16 protein-coding genes are annotated in these 18,474 nt (G+C 45.1%); 12 read left to right on the forward strand and 4 right to left on the reverse strand.

The features are described 5' to 3' along the window. Positions 1 to 306: 306 nt before the first annotated feature. From ACFFUV_RS16830 to ACFFUV_RS16845, 4 genes are all read left to right on the forward strand, one after another. The gene (locus ACFFUV_RS16830; RefSeq protein WP_390194927.1) at positions 307 to 1,548 is read left to right on the forward strand and encodes a carbohydrate porin; all 1,242 of its coding nucleotides are present in this window, start codon (positions 307 to 309) and stop codon (positions 1,546 to 1,548) included. Between the two features lie 69 nt (positions 1,549 to 1,617). Next, positions 1,618 to 2,493, forward strand: coding sequence for a MalM family protein (locus ACFFUV_RS16835; RefSeq protein WP_390194930.1), 876 nt, complete (start codon positions 1,618 to 1,620; stop codon positions 2,491 to 2,493). A gap of 83 nt (positions 2,494 to 2,576) precedes the next feature. After that, entirely contained in the window at positions 2,577 to 5,669 is a 3,093-nt protein-coding gene (locus ACFFUV_RS16840; protein ID WP_390194932.1) for a beta-galactosidase, read from the forward strand. Between the two features lie 173 nt (positions 5,670 to 5,842). Beyond that, on the forward strand, positions 5,843 to 6,847 hold the full coding sequence (locus ACFFUV_RS16845) for a substrate-binding domain-containing protein (protein WP_390194934.1): 1,005 nt from the start codon (positions 5,843 to 5,845) through the stop codon (positions 6,845 to 6,847). 70 nt (positions 6,848 to 6,917) lie between these two features. Here ACFFUV_RS16845 and ACFFUV_RS16850 read toward each other — a convergent pair whose 3' ends face one another. Continuing rightward, the gene (locus ACFFUV_RS16850) at positions 6,918 to 8,054 is read right to left on the reverse strand and encodes an enolase C-terminal domain-like protein (protein ID WP_390194936.1); all 1,137 of its coding nucleotides are present in this window, start codon (positions 8,052 to 8,054) and stop codon (positions 6,918 to 6,920) included. Positions 8,055 to 8,309: 255 nt separating this feature from the next. Between ACFFUV_RS16850 and ACFFUV_RS16855 the strand changes: the two genes are divergently transcribed. Further along, a complete protein-coding gene (locus tag ACFFUV_RS16855) occupies positions 8,310 to 8,996 on the forward strand; it encodes a FadR/GntR family transcriptional regulator (protein WP_390194938.1) in 687 nt (228 codons plus the stop codon). A gap of 59 nt (positions 8,997 to 9,055) precedes the next feature. Here the strand turns inward: ACFFUV_RS16855 and ppiC are convergent, their stop codons facing one another. Then, complete coding sequence (gene ppiC / locus ACFFUV_RS16860) at positions 9,056 to 9,334, reverse strand: peptidylprolyl isomerase PpiC (protein WP_390194940.1); 279 nt, start codon at positions 9,332 to 9,334, stop codon at positions 9,056 to 9,058. A gap of 237 nt (positions 9,335 to 9,571) precedes the next feature. Between ppiC and ACFFUV_RS16865 the strand changes: the two genes are divergently transcribed. Further along, complete coding sequence (locus ACFFUV_RS16865) at positions 9,572 to 10,486, forward strand: chemotaxis protein (protein ID WP_390194942.1); 915 nt, start codon at positions 9,572 to 9,574, stop codon at positions 10,484 to 10,486. Between the two features lie 71 nt (positions 10,487 to 10,557). Here ACFFUV_RS16865 and ACFFUV_RS16870 read toward each other — a convergent pair whose 3' ends face one another. Both ACFFUV_RS16870 and ACFFUV_RS16875 read right to left on the reverse strand, forming a co-directional pair. Next, a complete protein-coding gene (locus ACFFUV_RS16870; RefSeq protein ID WP_390194944.1) occupies positions 10,558 to 10,917 on the reverse strand; it encodes an MmcQ/YjbR family DNA-binding protein in 360 nt (119 codons plus the stop codon). Between the two features lie 12 nt (positions 10,918 to 10,929). Continuing rightward, the gene (locus ACFFUV_RS16875) at positions 10,930 to 11,412 is read right to left on the reverse strand and encodes a MarR family winged helix-turn-helix transcriptional regulator (RefSeq protein WP_390194946.1); all 483 of its coding nucleotides are present in this window, start codon (positions 11,410 to 11,412) and stop codon (positions 10,930 to 10,932) included. Between the two features lie 115 nt (positions 11,413 to 11,527). Here ACFFUV_RS16875 and ACFFUV_RS16880 point away from each other — a divergent pair, with 115 nt between their 5' ends. The 6 genes from ACFFUV_RS16880 to choW all read left to right on the forward strand — a co-directional run bounded on the left by ACFFUV_RS16880 (position 11,528) and on the right by choW (position 18,472). After that, the gene (locus tag ACFFUV_RS16880; protein WP_390194948.1) at positions 11,528 to 12,424 is read left to right on the forward strand and encodes a DMT family transporter; all 897 of its coding nucleotides are present in this window, start codon (positions 11,528 to 11,530) and stop codon (positions 12,422 to 12,424) included. Positions 12,425 to 12,804: 380 nt separating this feature from the next. Continuing rightward, entirely contained in the window at positions 12,805 to 13,398 is a 594-nt protein-coding gene (gene betI / locus ACFFUV_RS16885) for a transcriptional regulator BetI (protein WP_390194950.1), read from the forward strand. 21 nt (positions 13,399 to 13,419) lie between these two features. Beyond that, the gene (gene betB, locus ACFFUV_RS16890) at positions 13,420 to 14,880 is read left to right on the forward strand and encodes a betaine-aldehyde dehydrogenase (RefSeq protein ID WP_390194952.1); all 1,461 of its coding nucleotides are present in this window, start codon (positions 13,420 to 13,422) and stop codon (positions 14,878 to 14,880) included. 19 nt (positions 14,881 to 14,899) lie between these two features. After that, positions 14,900 to 16,600 carry a choline dehydrogenase gene (betA, locus tag ACFFUV_RS16895; RefSeq protein ID WP_390194954.1) on the forward strand — a complete coding sequence of 567 codons (1,701 nt, stop codon included), beginning with the start codon at positions 14,900 to 14,902 and terminating at the stop codon, positions 16,598 to 16,600. A 36-nt stretch (positions 16,601 to 16,636) separates the two neighbouring features. After that, a complete protein-coding gene (locus tag ACFFUV_RS16900; protein ID WP_390194956.1) occupies positions 16,637 to 17,578 on the forward strand; it encodes a choline ABC transporter substrate-binding protein in 942 nt (313 codons plus the stop codon). Between the two features lie 48 nt (positions 17,579 to 17,626). After that, positions 17,627 to 18,472: a choline ABC transporter permease subunit gene (gene choW / locus ACFFUV_RS16905; protein WP_390194958.1), complete on the forward strand. Its 846-nt coding sequence runs from the start codon at positions 17,627 to 17,629 to the stop codon at positions 18,470 to 18,472. Positions 18,473 to 18,474: the final 2 nt, after the last annotated feature.

The raw sequence follows: 18,474 nt of genomic DNA on the forward strand, positions 1-18,474 counted from the left end.
AGGTCGGCGAACCATTTGCCGTATAGTCATCTTTGTCCCACATGCCCAGTTGCATTCAATTGGGCTGTCTTTTCTTTTGTTGCCTAACTAATAAATCTATACATTTCAAAAGCTAATAAACTTTTCCGTTCGTACAAATCCATACCTCCATATTTATGAGATGAAAATCACACAATATAGTAATAAATCGCTTATTACTAAAAAAATGCCAACCTCATCATGAAAACGTTTCCAGTGTTTATTTACACTGCCCACCGAGTTAGGACTCAAATAAAAATAAATCCATAAATGGAATGGAGACACTTCATGAAACAAAAGACGCTTGTTAGAGCTCTAGGGTTAACCCTCGCCCTTGCTCCGCTTGCTAGTATAGCGGCAGTGGAGAACTTAACTTACTTTGGCTATGCCAAATGGGGCAACATATACACCGATAACGACGAACACAATGATGGGAAAGGCGAACGCAATGATGTCATTCGAGCAACCCAAGGTTACGGAAATTACCGTTTAGGTAACGAGATGAACTGGTGGGAAGCGGGAATAAAAGCCGATGTATGGCAACAAGGTGACGCCTACTTTGATACGACGATTTATCTCGGTAGTGGCCAGAGTTGGGGCGATATTGGTACCGTACAAATGTGGGCAGCTGGTCATGGGTTGCTTGACACTCAGAACGGCGCGATAGTTTGGGCCGGAGAGCGATTTTACCGTCGCCATGAAGTCCATATGATCGACATAAAATACTGGGACACCTCAAGTACCGGACTCGGTATTGAGAACTGGGATCTCGGCTTTGCGAAAGGTCACTTAGCGTGGATGTCCCCTGATTCGAGTGCAGACGGGCGGACTCTCCACAACATTGATGCGCGTCTAAGTGATATCGAGCTCAGCGAAAGCGCAGATCTGACCGTTGGTCTTAATTACATCTTTACCCAAAACTCAAGCTACGACGACAGTAATATCACCACCTCTGGTGCAATGCTTTCCGCTCTTTATCGTCAAGCTTGGGAGTATGGTTCAAACACTTTTGCTTTCCAATATGGTACTGACGCACTTGCGGGTGGTTTAATGAGTGCAGAAGGCGGCTCCAACCGTAAATACAGCACGGGCGTTGAACACGATGGTTACAGCTGGCGTATCTTCAACTCTGGTGACCTCAATGTGAATGAAGACTTCCAAGTGATGTATTCCATTGCCTACCAGGATAAGAATTTGGACAACCAAGAAGGCGAGAAATGGTTTAGCGTCGGCGCACGCCCTCAGTATAGTTGGACTGAATATATGGCGACGGCACTTGAAGTCGGTTATGAATCGGTAGAAGCACAAAATGATGTTGGAACCAACGACATGTATAAAGTGACAGTGGCCCAAATGTTCCAAGCTGGTAAAGGCGTTTGGGCTCGGCCATCAATCCGTTTATTCGCCACTTATTCGGAAAAAACGGATGAATGGAACCGCGGAGGAGAGGTCTATGGTTCAGCGCAAAGCATCAGTAAGAAAAACGTCGACGAGATCACTTTTGGCTTTAACGTTGAAACGTGGTGGTAATTAAACCCAAAGACCATTTTTAAACCCGATGGGGTGGGCAATACGCTCACCCCGAAAAGGACAATGCAGATGAAACTAAAATCATTCGCGACTTTGTTTATGGCTCTATCCTTGAGCGCTTGCAGCGGATTACCGGAGCAATCTCTTCAGACACGCTTAGATAAAGCGGAATGTTGTTCGAGCTTAAGCGATTTACCCTTCACCGCACTATCCGTTCCATTCCATCAACAAGTACTCATGGATGCGAGGTTACCAACATTAGACAACACGGCATTATTCTCTGCCGATGCAGATTCCTCCACGCCACTACCAGTAATGAGTTATCAAGTAACGTCTAATTCGCCATTCTCGATGTTGGTTCGCTCCTATATCGACAACAACGCTCTGTTTGCAGTGAATGTGCTGGTTTATAACCAAGAATGGCAGCTTGTATCTAACTATTCTGCTCAACATTTTTCTTATCATACGGCTGGAATGCGTGGTCTCGAGCGTGTTGAAAAAATGATCACTATTAACCCTCAACTCAACGGTGCCAAATACATCTTAATATCAGCGGATTCAGCCCTCGTCGACACAGAACTGTCTCGTAAACATCCACAAGAGATCTATGCTCAATCACAGCATGTTATTGGCAATAAACAACTCCCGCTTACAGCGCAGTTTGAACCCGTTGGTGTCATTGATGTGACGGCCAGTGCCGCTGATAACAACGCAATATTGACTTTGTTGTCGGAGCTAAGCCCTACAACACAAGAGACATCAGTCACCAAACCAACATCATCCGCCTCTCCTGAAGCCCTGCACACTTGGTCACTCTATCAATCGCAAATCGATGCGGCATTAACCAATCATGATGTTAAACAAGCAGCAGCCATTGCAAGCGAAGCGGCTGAGCAGGGCTTTACTCAAGCAAAAGATTATTTGGTGCAACAGCTGGCGAACTGACCGATTACGAAAAAAGCGGCTTGGCTTTAGTCTCAAGCACCGACTTTACGCAAAATTAGGCACAAAATTTAAATAGGAACACCATGAAGGCATTTTCAGACATTCTCCAAAGACGCGACTGGGAAAATCCACAATCAGTGAATATCCATTGTCTTAAGGCTCACAGCCCTCTTTCTAGCTTCCGCGATATTGACCATGCCCGTGACGGTATTCACGCCCAACGTCATTACTTGAACGGACAATGGAAGTTTAAGTTGTTTGACGCACCAGAACGGGTTGACGCAGACTTCATCAATACCCAATTCGACGATAGCCAATGGGATGACATCACCGTTCCCTCTAATTGGCAGCTAGAAGGTTACGACAAACCCATTTACGCTAATGTAAAATACCCCTTTGAAGTAAACCCACCGTTTGTTCCCAGCGAAAATCCTACCGGTTGCTATCGAACATCCATCTCACTCTCACAAGAGGATTTGGCCAATACACAACGCATCATTTTTGACGGTGTTAATTCCGCGTTCCACCTGTGGTGTAACGGTTGTTGGGTAGGCTACAGCCAAGATAGCCGTTTACCTTCTGAATTCGATCTTACCCCTTACTTAGTGGCTGGGAATAATTCTCTGGCGGTTATGGTGGTTCGTTGGTGTGATGGCAGCTATCTAGAAGACCAAGACATGTGGTGGCTCAGCGGTATTTTTCGTGATGTAACATTGCTCTCCAAACCTCAACATTGTATTGAAGACGTGTTCATCACACCGGACCTAGATGCTTGCTACCGCGATGGATCGTTAGCGATTGTTACCCACATCTCGGCCCCTGAAACTTACCAAGTGCAAGTACAGCTTTTTCATGGTGAACACTCAGTGACCGAGCCATCTATCGCGCGCCCCAACAATCGACGAATTGATGAACGTGGTAGCTGGAATGATGTCGTGTTTCAAACACTAAACATCCGTGAACCCCATAAGTGGAGCGCCGAAACACCGCACCTTTACCGACTCGTCGTCTCTTTACTTGATGAAAACGGCCTTCATCTAGAAAGCGAAGCCTATCAAGTCGGTTTTCGTAAGATCGAAATGATAGACGGTCAGTTGAAGCTCAATGGGAAGCCGTTGCTTATTCGGGGTGTGAACCGTCATGAGCATCATCCAGAACTGGGCCATGTAATGACAGAAGAAGGAATGCTGCGTGACATTTGTTTGATGAAACAATACAACTTTAACGCGGTTCGCACCTCGCACTACCCAAATCATCCTCGCTGGTATGAGTTATGTGATCAATACGGCTTATACGTATGTGATGAAGCAAACATCGAAACGCATGGTATGCAGCCGATGAACCGTCTATCAAGTGATCCCCAATGGGCACACGCTTACATGAGCCGTTATACGCAAATGGTTATGCGCGATAAAAACCATCCCTCGATTATTATCTGGTCTCTGGGTAATGAATCTGGGCATGGCAGCACGCATAACGCCATGTACGCTTGGTCAAAAGATTACGACCCATCACGCCCGGTACAATATGAAGGCGGCGGTGCTAATACCACAGCAACCGACATCATCGCCCCGATGTACGCACGAGTAGACACGGTCATTGAAGACGAAGCCGTCCCCAAATGGCCAATCAAAAAATGGGTGTCACTCCCTAATGAAACCCGTCCATTAATCTTATGTGAATACGCACATGCAATGGGAAATAGCCTTGGTAGTTTCAATGATTATTGGGAAGCTTTTCGCGAGTACCCTCGATTACAAGGTGGTTTTATTTGGGACTGGGTTGATCAAGGTTTAAGTCAATGGGACGAAAACGGACAACACTATTGGGCGTATGGTGGTGACTTTGGTGACCAAATTAATGATCGCCAGTTCTGTATCAACGGTTTGATTTTTCCCGATCGCTCCGTACACCCAACATTGGAAGAAGTAAAATACAGCCAGCGGATGATTACCGTCTGCCTTCAAGAACAAAACAAGGACAGATGCACACTTCGCGTCACCAATGAACATCTTTTCCGGGCAACAGACAACGAGCAATTGAAGTGGTCTTTGCTCGAAGACGGGAACACTATCCTATCAGGCTCCATTCCATTAAATGTGGAAGCAGACAGCCAGTCTCTGGTCGATATTGAACTTAATTTCTCAGCAAAAAGCGAAGCACTGTATTATCTCAATACTGACATTACATTGATGACTGCGACGCCTTGGGCACCAGAGGGTCACAATATTGCCTCTGAGCAGATAAAGCTGAGAAACGATGCTGGTCTGGTCATCCCCAAATTGATAACCCAACCCGCCCCAATCTCAAAAAAACAAGGCGACTCAATTGTGGTCTCAAGCCTAGATGACAAACATCAATGGTGTTGGGATCGTCAAACTGGATTAATGACAAACTGGCGTATTGACGGTATCGCACAAATACTGGCATCCCCTCAGGATAACTTTTTCCGAGCCCCTCTCGATAATGACATCGGCGTCAGTGAAATAGATAACATTGATCCAAATGCTTGGGTCTGCCGGTGGGATATCGCAGGTATTGGTCAGTGGGAGCGTCAATGTGTAGACTGCCACTACGAAACACTGACCCATGAAGTGAACGTAGTCTCTACTTTTGCTTACCACTTCAATAACCAAATACAAGCCATTACGACTTGGACCTACACACTGCGTAATACCGGACAAACCGTGCTGTCTGTGAACGTAAAGTTGGCAGACGGTTTACCCCCAATGCCACGTATCGGTCTCGAAGTGCAATTACCGTTGAATGAAGAAGACAAACTGATCCAATGGCACGGCTTAGGTCCATTTGAAAATTACCCAGACCGATTATCCGCAGCACGCGTTGGCATACACTCACAACCATTAGAGCAAATGTATACTCCGTATATATTTCCGACAGATAATGGATTACGTTGTGAGACACGATGGTTAAAAGTTAATTCCTTGATGATATCTGGCGACTTCCAATTTAGCGTTAGTCAGTATTCACAACAGCAATTAGCCCAAGCAAAACATAGCAATGATTTGGTGGCGGAAGACAAACTTTACGTGCATATTGACCATAAGCACATGGGAGTGGGTGGCGATGATTCATGGAGCCCGAGTGTCCATCAAGAATTTCAACTTATAGAACGCCATTATAACTATCAAATAACGTTACAGCCTGCTGAATAACGCTTGATAAAGACCGGTTACACCATCAAAATCCCCAAGATCTCTTGGGGATTTTTCATTTAAATAAACTTTACATACAAAACCTTGAAAGATCGCGAGTATTGTTACTTCACTCGTTGAGTTCTCGCCATCTTCATAGTTAAATAACAATAAACCAAGTCTACGAGTTTCCTATGGCCACGATCAAAGACGTTGCAAAACAAGCAGGTGTGTCTATTGCGACCGCATCACGTGTGATTAATAACGCCCCTCATACCAGTCAAGCCGCTGTTGTTGCTGTTAAGGAAGCCATGGAAAAACTCGGCTATCGCCCAAATGCCAACGCACGCGCTTTGGTTAGTAAATCGTCAAATACGATTGGCGTCTTGGTCAATGACGTGTCCGCCCCCTTTTTTGGAACGATGGTAAAAGCAATTGATACCATTGCCAGTGAACAAGAAAAGCAACTGCTTATTGGAAGCGGTTATCACAATGCCACTAAAGAGCGTAATGCGATCAATTTGCTCATTAATAGCCGTTGTGAATCCTTAGTGATACACAGCAAAGGAATGAGTGACTCTGAGCTCTGTGACCTTGCGAACGAAATTCCAGGAATGGTGTTAATCAATCGTGTAGTTCCGGGAATGGCCTCTCGTTGCATAGCGTTAGATAACAAGAAGGGGTCTTACATCGCGACGGAGCATTTAATCCGTAATGGTCATAAACATATCGGTTATATTTGCTCTAGTCACAATATTGAAGATGCAATAGACCGACGAGAAGGTTATCTAGATGCGCTCCGTGATCATGGCATTGAGATTCGAGAAGAGTACATTGAATACGGAGAGCCAGATGAAACGGGTGGCGAGCAAGCTATCGTGAACTTATTGGCCAAGAACATACCACTCACTGCAGTAGCCACTTATAATGATTATATGGCTGCGGGCAGTATGGCCCTTTTACAGGAGAACGGGCTACGAATCCCTGACGATATGTCTGTCATTGGTTTCGACGATGGCCATATAGCCCGTTATATTTATCCCCGCCTGACAACGATTCGCTACCCCATCCAAGCCATGGCAAATGAAGCCGTAAAACTATCACTGCAGCTCGTTCATGATGAGAATGCAGCTCAAAACGAGCGAAAGCTATTCATGCCAATTTTGATCAAGCGTTCTTCCGTTAGTTGTTTGAGGTAACGGACCCTAGCATAAACACCGACTACGCTTTTGTGGACTGATAACGAAACCTATTCTAAAAACACTATTTTCACCTATTAGAATAAAAATATTGTTTTAATTTAAGTAAGCCCTCTCTTTCGAGTTTTTCTAGATTTAAGCGCTGAGGATTACCAGGGGTATCGTCAGGTAAATAGAATCTCCCATTACGCTCTTGGGGAATATTTAACGCATAGTCACTGACAGGTTGGCTAATCGGTTCATGAAACTCAATTAATTCATCATCATTGAATAACGTACCAAATAAAGCGCACAAGTAAACGCGCCCGCCCGACATAAACCTCAGCCCTTTTTCACGGGCAAGGTCACGTATGGCGATAAGGTCATCAATTCGTGTCATTCGCCCAACAGAAGGTTGTAAAACATCAACGCCCTTTTCGGCATATATTTCAAACTCATAGCTAATACGCATCGATTCACCAAACGCAATCGGAACATTAACCCCAGTCTCTTTTAATTGACGAATACCATTCATATCATTGGCGTGAATCGGCTCTTCCAACCAAGCAAGATGATAAGGCTCTGTTAACTCAGCAAACTTCGCAGCCGTTGCCACATCCCATTTTTGGTTCGCATCAACAGCAATCTCAATATCAGGACCAACTGCGGCGCGAACTTTATCAATACGGCGCAGATCTCGTTCCATCTCTGCACTGCCAACTTTAAATTTAACGGTTTTATACCCTTCGCTAACATAACGCTGCATGTCATCAACGAGTTCTGAGTCCTCAAGTAAAATTGAACCGCCACCTTTATACGCATTTGCCCAATCTTTCGTCGCACCTAAAAATCGGTGTAATGGCATATTTTTACGCTGAGAGAGTAAATCCAGCATCAAGGTATCCATCTTGCCAAGACACACGGCCTTTTCACTTTGGCTGCCACTATTTCTTACTTTCCAATATAAGAACTCACGCCACTCATTAAAGGTGCGAGTTTCACCGGTTAAAATCAGCGGCAAAATCGTATTGATAAATGTTCGGTCAATGGCTAAGTAATGGGCTACAAACCCCTCAGAGTCGTAAAGCTCTATACAACCTGTCTCCGGCGCAAACTTGCCAAGCCCACCAGTCCCATCTTGAAAAACTCGAGGCAAGGAGATCGGGTCAAACTCATAGTAAATGGCTTTACGAAAGCTCAGTTTTTCATCAAATTGGTAACGAAACATTGTTATCCTCATATACTTTCTTCTAAAGAAAAAACCAACTTGTAATACAAGATAAATTTGCTTGATGAATAAAATGTAACAGATAACAAGTGGTATAAATGCTGAAAAGATCGAATAAAAACGAAGTTTTTCATTATTTTATTGAAAAAAACAACGAACCATGGTGTGAATCACATTTTATTCGAATAGAAAGATTGCGCCATCATTTAACTTGTATTACAAATTATAAAGTAAATTCATGAGGAGTGACAGCCAATGAGCCCCCAAAAAAACGGCCGTTTGTCGACACAGGTTGTTCAGCAAATTGTTAACGATATCGATAACGGGACCTATCAACCCGGCGATAAACTACCAACAGAATATCAATTGATAGAACGATTTGGCGTTAGCCGAACGGTGATACGAGAAGTTATCGCTAACTTACGCGCCAACAACTTAATCGAGACTCGTCAAGGTAAAGGCGCATTTGTCATGCAAAAGCCCTCTCTTGAACTTTTTCAGTTGAAACATTCTGGCGCCTCTGAGGCGGATGAGCTTGGCTATATCTTAGATTTGCGTATTGCGATTGAAGCTGAAACAGCACTTATGGCAGCAAAATATCGTACTGATGAAGATCTAACGCGAATTAAGGCTACGCTGGATGAAATGGCTCGCCTGGTTGATGAAGAAAAAAATACCCGTCAAGTGGATCTCAACTTTCACTATGCAATAGCGATTGCCTCCAAAAACCCGCACTTTCTTGGGCTACTTAAATATATTGACAGCAGCTTGATGGCAAAAGAGCAGATCACCCCAGCGTCTCGAAAGTTACAGGCTTTAAAGGAACACGAACAAATTTGTCATGCTATCGAACAACGGGATCCAGAGGCCGCAAGGGCAGCGATGAGGCTCCACCTTTCTAGCACTCGACAGCGACTGACCACAAGGCTCAACGATCGTTAATCTAATCACCGTCGCTCGTAAAGAAAATTAAAGATTATCCACAAATGAACACATAACAATTACGTGCGGTAAAGCACTTTGACCACATGCCAACCAAATTTGGTTTTGACTAAATGTGGCGTTAGAACTTCACCATTGAAGCAGACTTTATCAAATTGAGGCACCATCTGACCGCGGCGAAATTCTCCTAAGTCACCCCCTTTCTTACCCGATGGACAAGTTGAATATTTCTTAGCCAGGGTTTGAAATTTCGCGCCGCGCTTAAGCTGCTGAATGATGTCTTCAGCTTGGGATTTATGCTTAACCAAAATATGCAATGCGGCTGCTGTATTTGCCATGATCATTCTCGACTCAGTTTTGTATGGCGCGGATTGTACCCCAACTCCGAATTCGGTTCATCTGCGAATGCATAGGTAAATACATCTGGCCTGACCTGTAAGGTAAAAATGGTGAATCGAATTTATTGTTTCCTGCAAGGAGGACGCATTTTCTTTAAAGATTCTCTGCTTTTTCTTGCAGATAAATACCAAGTCGTTACTATTTAACTCATTAGTTTAGGTCAAAGAATTATCGCTATGGCAAAAACCACTAGTAAAGCAAACCAATCTCAGGGCATGTTAATTTTCACTTTAAACATGCAAAAACAAAAGTTTGCTATCGGTACATTGAAGGTACGCGAAATTGTACCTTACATGCCCACCACGCAAATTCCCTATTCACACCACCATGTGATTGGTGCTTGTACGTTTCGTGGTATCACGGTTCCTGTGATTGATATGGCAGCCGCGATCGGTTTTCGTCCCATTCAGCCTGAAGAGTATAAAGACAGTTATCTTATCGTCACTGACTGCCTGCGTACTGTGGTGGCCTTTATGGTACGTTCCATCGAGAAAATCATCGAATGTAACTGGCGAGAGATTGAATCGGCACCCAAAAGTGCAGGAAGCAACGTGTTCGTGACTGGCGTGACACGTTATGAAAATGAAATCATCCAGATGTTGGATGTCGAATTATTACTTTCGAAAATTTATCCTCAATACGAATCAGCCAAAGTTCCAATGCTAACCGATGTCGAGCGTGAGCGACTCAAAGCACTGAATATTCTGCTTGTAGATGACTCTTCAATTGCACGTCGTCAGTTGTCTGAAGCGTTAGATAGCATCAATGTGCCTCATCAGATCTGTAATAACGGGATGGATGCTCTCGAACTGATGCGCTCGCAAGCATCTCAGGGTCGACGAGTCGATTTACTGGTCAGCGATATTGAAATGCCTGGGCTCGATGGTTATGAGTTGTCATTCGAAGTACAAAACGATCAAGACCTCAAAAACGCCTATATTATTTTGCATACATCCCTCTCCAGTGAGATGTGTTTAGATCAAGCTCATCAAGTGGGTGCTCACGAAGCGCTATCTAAGTTTAATGCGGGGGAATTGATAGAGGCGATGCTACGCGGCGCGGCCAAAATTGAGAAAGAAGCGCACGCATAGCGCATTGATACCCAAAGACGATTAGCCCACAGATGAAAAGGAGCCGACCGGCTCCTTTTTTGTTTCTCACTTTATTGGATAAGCCCCAACGCGCGCTGCTCAGTTTTGGTTAACTGACTTACCACCAGCTTATAGGACTGCTCGCACAAGTCTTGAATCAAGCTATCTTCGACATCACCATTATAATAGATCGTGATCCAATGCCTTTTGTTCATGTGATATCCGGGAGTAATGTCGGTAAACTGCTCGGTCAGTACTTCCCCATCGTGAGGCTGCGCTTTGAGCGTCACATAATCCCGCCCATGGCGGCGTGACAGAAGAGCGAACATTTTAGCTCTAACTTTATACACGGTTGCTTCAGGGCCAAAAGGCTCACCCGCTTCAGCCCCAAGCATTTGGTCTAAAAAAAGCCTTAACTCATCGTGTCTCATGTCAACTTCTCGCTATTCAAATTGATTTAGCCATTGTTTCATCAATTGATTCAACTCTCTGAGCTGCTCAGGAGCCAAACCTTGCGTCAGTTGATTTTGCGTCTCCACATGAACGTGAATCAGCTCATCAATGAGACTCAAACCTTGCTCTGTCAGTTTCACTTCCACACTACGACGGTCTTGCTCACTGTGTGTACGTGTGATCAGATTCTTCGTCTCTAGTTTATCGATGCGATTAGTCATCGCGCCTGACGTTAGCATCATAGAATCCATCAGCTTAGAGGGAGTCAGTTGATAATCGCCACCACTGCGACGTAGCGTTGCTAGTACATCGAACTCACCTTGTGTTAATCCATATGATTTATGTAACGCCGAAACTTGAGTTTCTAAGTATTTGTAGATTCTCATAAAGCGCCCCATTAGCGCCATGCTGTCTGTATCTAGCTGTGGAATTTCCTTATCCCATTGGCTGATCACGCGATCAATTGCGTCCATTGATTTCCTTGATTATATTGGCTGACTTAAAAATATCTTAACATAAAGATACTTTACAAACCTAATTTACCCGCGTAAAGTTGCGCACAGTTATCTCAACGTAAAGATAGTTTATATGAACATATTATTCGCGATGATTCCCGCCTTCTTTTGGGGAACCACTTATGCAGTAGCGCAGTACACACTACCGGACTGGCCCCCGCTACTGCTTGGCGCGCTTAGAGCGTTGCCCGCTGGAGTCATTTTGCTGTGCTTACGACCATCGTTTCCGACAAAAACCGATATCAACAAACTCGTATCACTGGGTTTAGTCAATATCGCGGCTTTTTTCAGCCTGATTTTCGTTATGGCGATGACGCTACCCTCTGCCATTTCAGGTGTGGGGATGATTTCTGTCCCCGTCTTTGCAATGCTTTTTCATTGGCTGATGAAAGGCAAAGCGCCTTCAGTAATTCAAGGCGTATCTGGCGCTTTACTGGTTGTTTTAGCGTGGCGGTTATTTGACCCAGGAAAAATCGCACTATCAGCGATCGGCCTTGCCGCTATGTTTATTGCCATCATGTGTATCGTTATCGGGAGTGGGCTAACAAAATCGCTTGGCAATCGTATCCACTGGTGGACAGTACTGACATGGCAACTCATTTTTGGTGGCGTAATTCTCGCTGTAATCTCATTGGTTCATGCACTGATTACGCCAGAACCCTATTTACACGCGGTTCAAAACCTAGATTTAACCAACATGGTCGGCCTAGTTTGGATTGTGATAATGAACACAGCACTCGGTTACGGCTTGTATGTATGGCTATTACAGCGTATGACGGTGGTCGACTTCACATTTGGTGGGATCGCTAATCCAGTTGCAGGGATAATGGCAGGGTTGGTATTGCTTGGAGAAACCTACACTCATGAGCAATATCTATTGATGGCTGGCATGATCATAATGTCATTGATGCCTCAAATTGTTTCTAGTATTAAAGTACGTTGGCGACTTCATCATGCCAACTCCTACTAGTACACCGATAACCAACTAAAATTGTCGATAAAGGCGAGCTGCTAGCAGATTCGCCTTTTTTGTGTCTCAACATTGTTCATTTCTCAATCTCTCCTAGTCGATATTTTGATAGTCACTTTTCTATTTACGACATCACTTTTCCATTTACGTCTAATCATTAAACTTTGATAAATTAAAGCTCAAAAATCATACAAACCACCCTCTCAAAACATAGACCCGTAAAATATTTTTATTAAAACAAAGCACTGATAATTAAGAATTAATGCAATAACACCCCTAAAATAAACCTCAAATCCACCAAAAACTCATTTGAGATCAAATTATTTTCCCTGTAACCTTATTTTTAATTAATCGTTCAATAAAAAAAGGTGGAAGCGTTAATGCCGAAGGTAGGGATGCCAAAAATTCGTAAACCACAATTAGTCAAAGCCACGATGGCAGTGATAGGAAAAGTGGGACTTCATAGCGCAAGTATTGCCTTGATCAGCCGTGAGGCAGGTGTGTCGACAGGCATCATCAATCATTACTTTGGTGGCAAGCAAGGTCTTCTAGAAGAAACCATGCGTGTCATACTTCGACAGCACTCTCACACCGTAAAAACCGCTCTAAAAGCACTTCCTGCTGATGCTCACCAGCAGAGAATTAACGCCATCATTAATGCCAACTTTGCAGGGTTTCAAACTCAAAGCGAAGTCACCAAAACTTGGTTAGCGTTTTGGTCTTATTCAATGCATGACGACCAATTGAAGCGTCTACAGCGCGTCAATGAAAAACGTTTGATTTCACACCTACGTTTAGAGTTGAAATCACTTTTACCAATGGATAAAGCAAATTTGGTTGCTGTAGGCATTGCAGCACTGATTGACGGTATGTGGTTGAGAGGCGCATTAACGCCTGATGGCATTAACGCGCAAGCTGCGCAGATCATCATTAACGATTACCTCGAATTACAACTAAAAAAACACCAAAATTAATAACTTAAGTCAGGCCTTAAAATGGAAAAACACGCTTTATACATTAACGGTCAATACTCAGAAGCCTCTTCTGGCGAGACCTTTAACACTCTAAATCCAGCCACTGGAGAGATCATTGCAGAGGTAGACCAAGCCTCGAGTAATGACATTGAACGCGCGATAGAAGCGGCCAAAGCAGGCTTCAAAGTCTGGTCAGCCATGACAGCGATTGAACGCAGCCGCATTCTGCACAAAGCCGTCGCCATTTTGCGTGAGCGCAATGGTGAATTAGCCGCGCTTGAAGTGATGGATACCGGTAAACCGTTACAAGAAGCTTTGGAAGTAGACATTGTGACGGGTGCCGATGTTATCGAATACTACGCAGGCTTAGCCCCAGCAATGCAGGGTGAGCAGCAGCCACTAGGAGAGAGTCAATTTTTCTACACTCGACGCGAGCCTCTTGGCATTTGTGCTGGTATCGGTGCCTGGAACTACCCGATCCAAATCGCGATGTGGAAATCTGCACCAGCACTCGCCGCTGGGAATGTCATGATTTTTAAACCTTCCGAAGAAACACCGCTTAGCGCCCTAAAACTGGCAGAAATTTTCACGGAAGCTGGCCTGCCTGACGGTGTTTTTAATGTGGTTCAGGGGGATTACCGTGTTGGTCAAATGCTGACCGCTCATCCTGATATCGCAAAAGTCTCATTCACGGGCGAATCTGGTACAGGCAAAAAGGTCATGTCAGACAGCGCAAAAACTCTCAAGTCTGTCACCATGGAGCTCGGCGGCAAGTCGCCTTTGATCATTTTTGATGACGCTAAATTGGACCAAGCAGTGTCAGCTGCGATGGTCGCCAACTTCTACACCCAAGGCGAAGTGTGTACCAACGGCACCCGCGTTTTTGTCCACGAAGGCATTTACGACCAATTTCTCCAACAGCTAAAAACACGCACTGAAAAGCTCGTTGTAGGCGACCCGATGGATCTGCACACACAAGTTGGTGCTCTGATTTCTAAAGAGCATTTAGGTAAAGTTCTAACTGCCATCGAAGGCGCAAAGCAAAGCGGCGCAACGCTGCTGACCGGCGGCTATCAAGTCACGGACAACGGCTTAGATAAAGGCAACTTTGTGGTTCCTACCGTGTTTGTTGATTGTGAAGATGACATGGCCCATGTCCAGCAAGAGATTTTTGGCCCGGTGATGTCAGTATTAAAATTTTCAGATGAAGATGAAGTTATCAAGCGAGCAAACCAAACGGATTATGGTTTAGCTGGCGGCGTGTTTACGCAAAACCTATCACGCGCGCATCGCGTTATTCACCAAATTCAAGCTGGAATTTGCTGGGTGAATACATGGGGTGACTCTCCTGCAGAAATGCCTGTTGGAGGTTATAAACATTCCGGCGTTGGGCGAGAAAATGGTCCAGAAACGCTGCTTCATTATACGCAGACTAAAAGTGTTTATGTCGAGCTGGGTGATTTCGAGAGTCCTTACGCGTAATTTCTAGGAGGGAACCAAGATGAAACAACACTACGATTATATTATCGTCGGTGCGGGATCCGCTGGTTGTGTATTAGCGGATCGCCTCACAGAGTCGGGGCAATTTGACGTCCTTTTACTGGAAGCGGGCGGTAGCGATAAGAGTATTTTTATCCAAATGCCGACCGCACTCTCCTACCCGATGAACACCGAAAAATATGCATGGCAATTTGAAACCCAACAGGAAGTCGGTCTTGACGGCAGACGCTTACATTGCCCTCGCGGCAAGGTGCTTGGTGGCAGTTCATCGATAAATGGCATGGTCTATGTTCGTGGTCACGCCTGCGATTTTGACGAATGGGAAGAGCATGGTGCTCACGGATGGAATTATCAAAATTGCCTGCCTTATTTTCAACGTGCTGAGACTTGGATTGGTGGCGAAGATCAATACCGTGGCGGCCAAGGCCCCGTAGGGACCTGCAACGGGAATGACATGAAGCTCAACCCACTTTATCAAGCCTTTATTGAGGCGGGGAAAGAAGCCGGGTACCCAGAAACCAAAGATTATAACGGTTATCAGCAGGAAGGCTTTGGCCCAATGCACATGACGGTTGAAAAAGGAGTACGTGCTTCTACGTCAAACGCCTATTTACGCCGCGCGTTGAAGCGCCCTAACTTAACTCTGCAAAAAGGCATTGTTGCACGTAAATTCATCATTGAAGACAACGTTGCGGTTGGGGTGGAATTTGAACACTCAGGCCAAGTAAAACAAGCGTTTGCCTCAAAAGAAGTGATTTCGAGCGCTGGCTCAATTGGCTCGCCACAACTGCTACAGTTATCGGGAGTTGGGCCAGCCGATGTGCTTGCAAGCGCAGGTGTTAACGTCATCGAAAACCTTCCCGGTGTCGGTGCAAACTTGCAAGATCACCTTGAAGTCTACTTTCAATACTACTGTAAAGAGCCGATTACTTTGAACAGTAAGCTCGGTCTGATTAGTAAAGGGCTTATCGGTACTGAGTGGATTTTGACTCGCAAAGGCCTTGGAGCGACCAATCATTTTGAGTCTTGCGCCTTTATTCGCTCTCGTGAAGGTCTGAAATGGCCAAATATTCAATATCACTTCTTACCCGCAGCCATGCGCTACGATGGTCAAGCGGCGTTTGATGGCCATGGTTTTCAAGTACACGTTGGACCAAATAAACCACAAAGTCGTGGTCATGTCGCGATCACCAGTGCCGATCCACATGCCAAACCGGAAATTGTATTCAATTACATTTCGACCGAACAAGACCGCCAAGATTGGCGCGATTGCATTCGTTTAACGCGTGAGATTCTTTCTCAGCCGGCGCTTGATGGCTTTCGAGGCGATGAAATTCAACCAGGATTCGAAATCACAAGTGACGACGCAATTGATGAATGGGTAAAACAGAATGTCGAAAGCGCTTATCACCCATCATGCACCTGTAAAATTGGAGACGATAACGACCCAATGGCGGTATTGGATACCGAATGTCGCGTGCGCGGCATTGATAACCTGCGTGTCGTTGACTCTTCTATTTTCCCAACGATTCCCAACGGCAACCTCAACGCGCCAACCATTATGGTTGCAGAGCGTGCTGCTGACATGATTTTGGGCAACCCACTACTAGAGAGCAAAGATGTTCCGGTGTGGATTGCCCCTGACTGGCAAACAAAACAACGTATAACACCGCCAGTTCGAGACGCGAAAAACGTCTCATAACCTAAGAAAAGTAAACTCAGTACAAGGAATTTAAATATGTCTATTAATAAAACGTTACTTACCCTTAGTCTTAGCTCTCTGGCAACTTTTAATGCTGTGGCGGACCAATGTGATGTGGTGAATTTTTCGGATGTCGGCTGGACTGACATTACCGCGACCACCGCAGTAACCAGCGAGCTTTTAAAAGGGCTTGGTTACCACACCAAAACTGACTTGCTGTCAGTTCCAGTAACGTATTCTTCAATGGCTAATGGTGATATCGATGTTTTCCTAGGTAACTGGATGCCAACCATGGAAGGCGATATTAAAAAGTATCGTGAAGCGGGCACAGTAGAAACCGTTCGCGCGAACCTTGAAGGTGCTAAGTACACCCTTGCTGTACCAAAGTATGTTTATGACGCAGGGGTAAAAAGCTTCGACGATATCGCGAAAAACGCCGATAAATTCGGTGACCGTATCTACGGTATTGAACCGGGTAACGATGGTAACCGACTCATTCAAGAAATGATCGACCAAGACGCATTTGGCCTTAAAGGTTTCCGTCTAGTGGAATCAAGTGAAGCTGGTATGGTTTCGCAAGTAACGCGCGCTGTGCGCCGCAACCAATGGATTGTTTACCTTGGCTGGGCACCACACCCAATGAACAGCAATGTGGACATGGAATATCTTAGCGGTGGTGACGACTTCTTTGGCCCAAACTATGGCGGTGCAAACGTCTATACCAATGTGCGTAAAGACTACCTAACTCAGTGTCCAAATGTAGGTAACCTTCTGAAAGACCTTCAATTTAGCCTATCAATGGAAAACGAGCTTATGGGCAAGATTCTAAACGACAATGTCCAGCCTGCCAAAGCCGCTCAAAACTGGTTGAAAGCACATCCTGAGCAAGTTGAAGCGTGGCTGAAAAACGTGAAAACCGCCGACGGTCAACCGGGAGCTCCTGCGGTTATGACCTACCTGAAAGACAAAAAAGCGTAAGTAAAACCAAGGACTGGCGAGCGATTGCTCGCCAGGTAAGGCCAAATTGTGAATTTTATTACTGATTACAAAATCCCACTGGGTCATTGGATGGAACTGGTTGTTGATTGGCTAACCATCAACGCCGCCGTATTGTTTGATTCCATCTCAATCTTTTTAGAAACCGTGATTATGTTTCTGGTTGACGTCTTTAAGTGGATGCCACCAGCGTTACCTATCGCGCTCACCGCTGCAATTGCTTGGTATATCCATCGCAAGGTGTCGTTGGTTGTTTTCATCGTGGCGGCTTTGTTACTCATATTAAATCTCGGCTACTGGCAAGAGATGTTGGAAACGTTTGTCTTGGTGTTCGCGGCCACCTCGATTTCCGTATTAATTGGCGTACCTCTCGGTATTATGGCGGCGCATCGTCCGTGGCTTTATACGGTACTGCGCCCTATCCTTGACCTGATGCAAACGGTTCCAACCTTTGTTTACCTGATCCCAACCCTCGTCTTGTTTGGTTTGGGTATTGTTCCGGGATTAATCTCCACGATCATCTTCTCTATCGCGGCGCCGATTCGTCTGACCTATTTAGGGGTAACTCGTGTACCTGAAGAATTAGTCGAAGCAGGTAAAGCATTTGGTGCAAGTCGCATGAAGTTGCTGTTTAAAGTCGAGCTTCCAGCGGCAATGCCAAGCATTATGGCAGGTGTCACTCAGTGCATCATGCTGTCGCTATCCATGGTCGTCATCGCAGCACTTGTCGGCGCGGATGGCTTAGGAAAACCGGTCGTACGAGCACTCAACACCGTTAATATTTCACAAGGGTTTGAAGCCGGTCTTGCTATCGTGCTGGTTGCCATCATTTTAGACCGCCTGTGCAAAACACCTAACCAAGCAAAAGAGGGTTAAGC

This window comes from Vibrio olivae (assembly GCF_042428525.1).
GTDB lineage: Bacteria > Pseudomonadota > Gammaproteobacteria > Enterobacterales > Vibrionaceae > Vibrio > Vibrio olivae.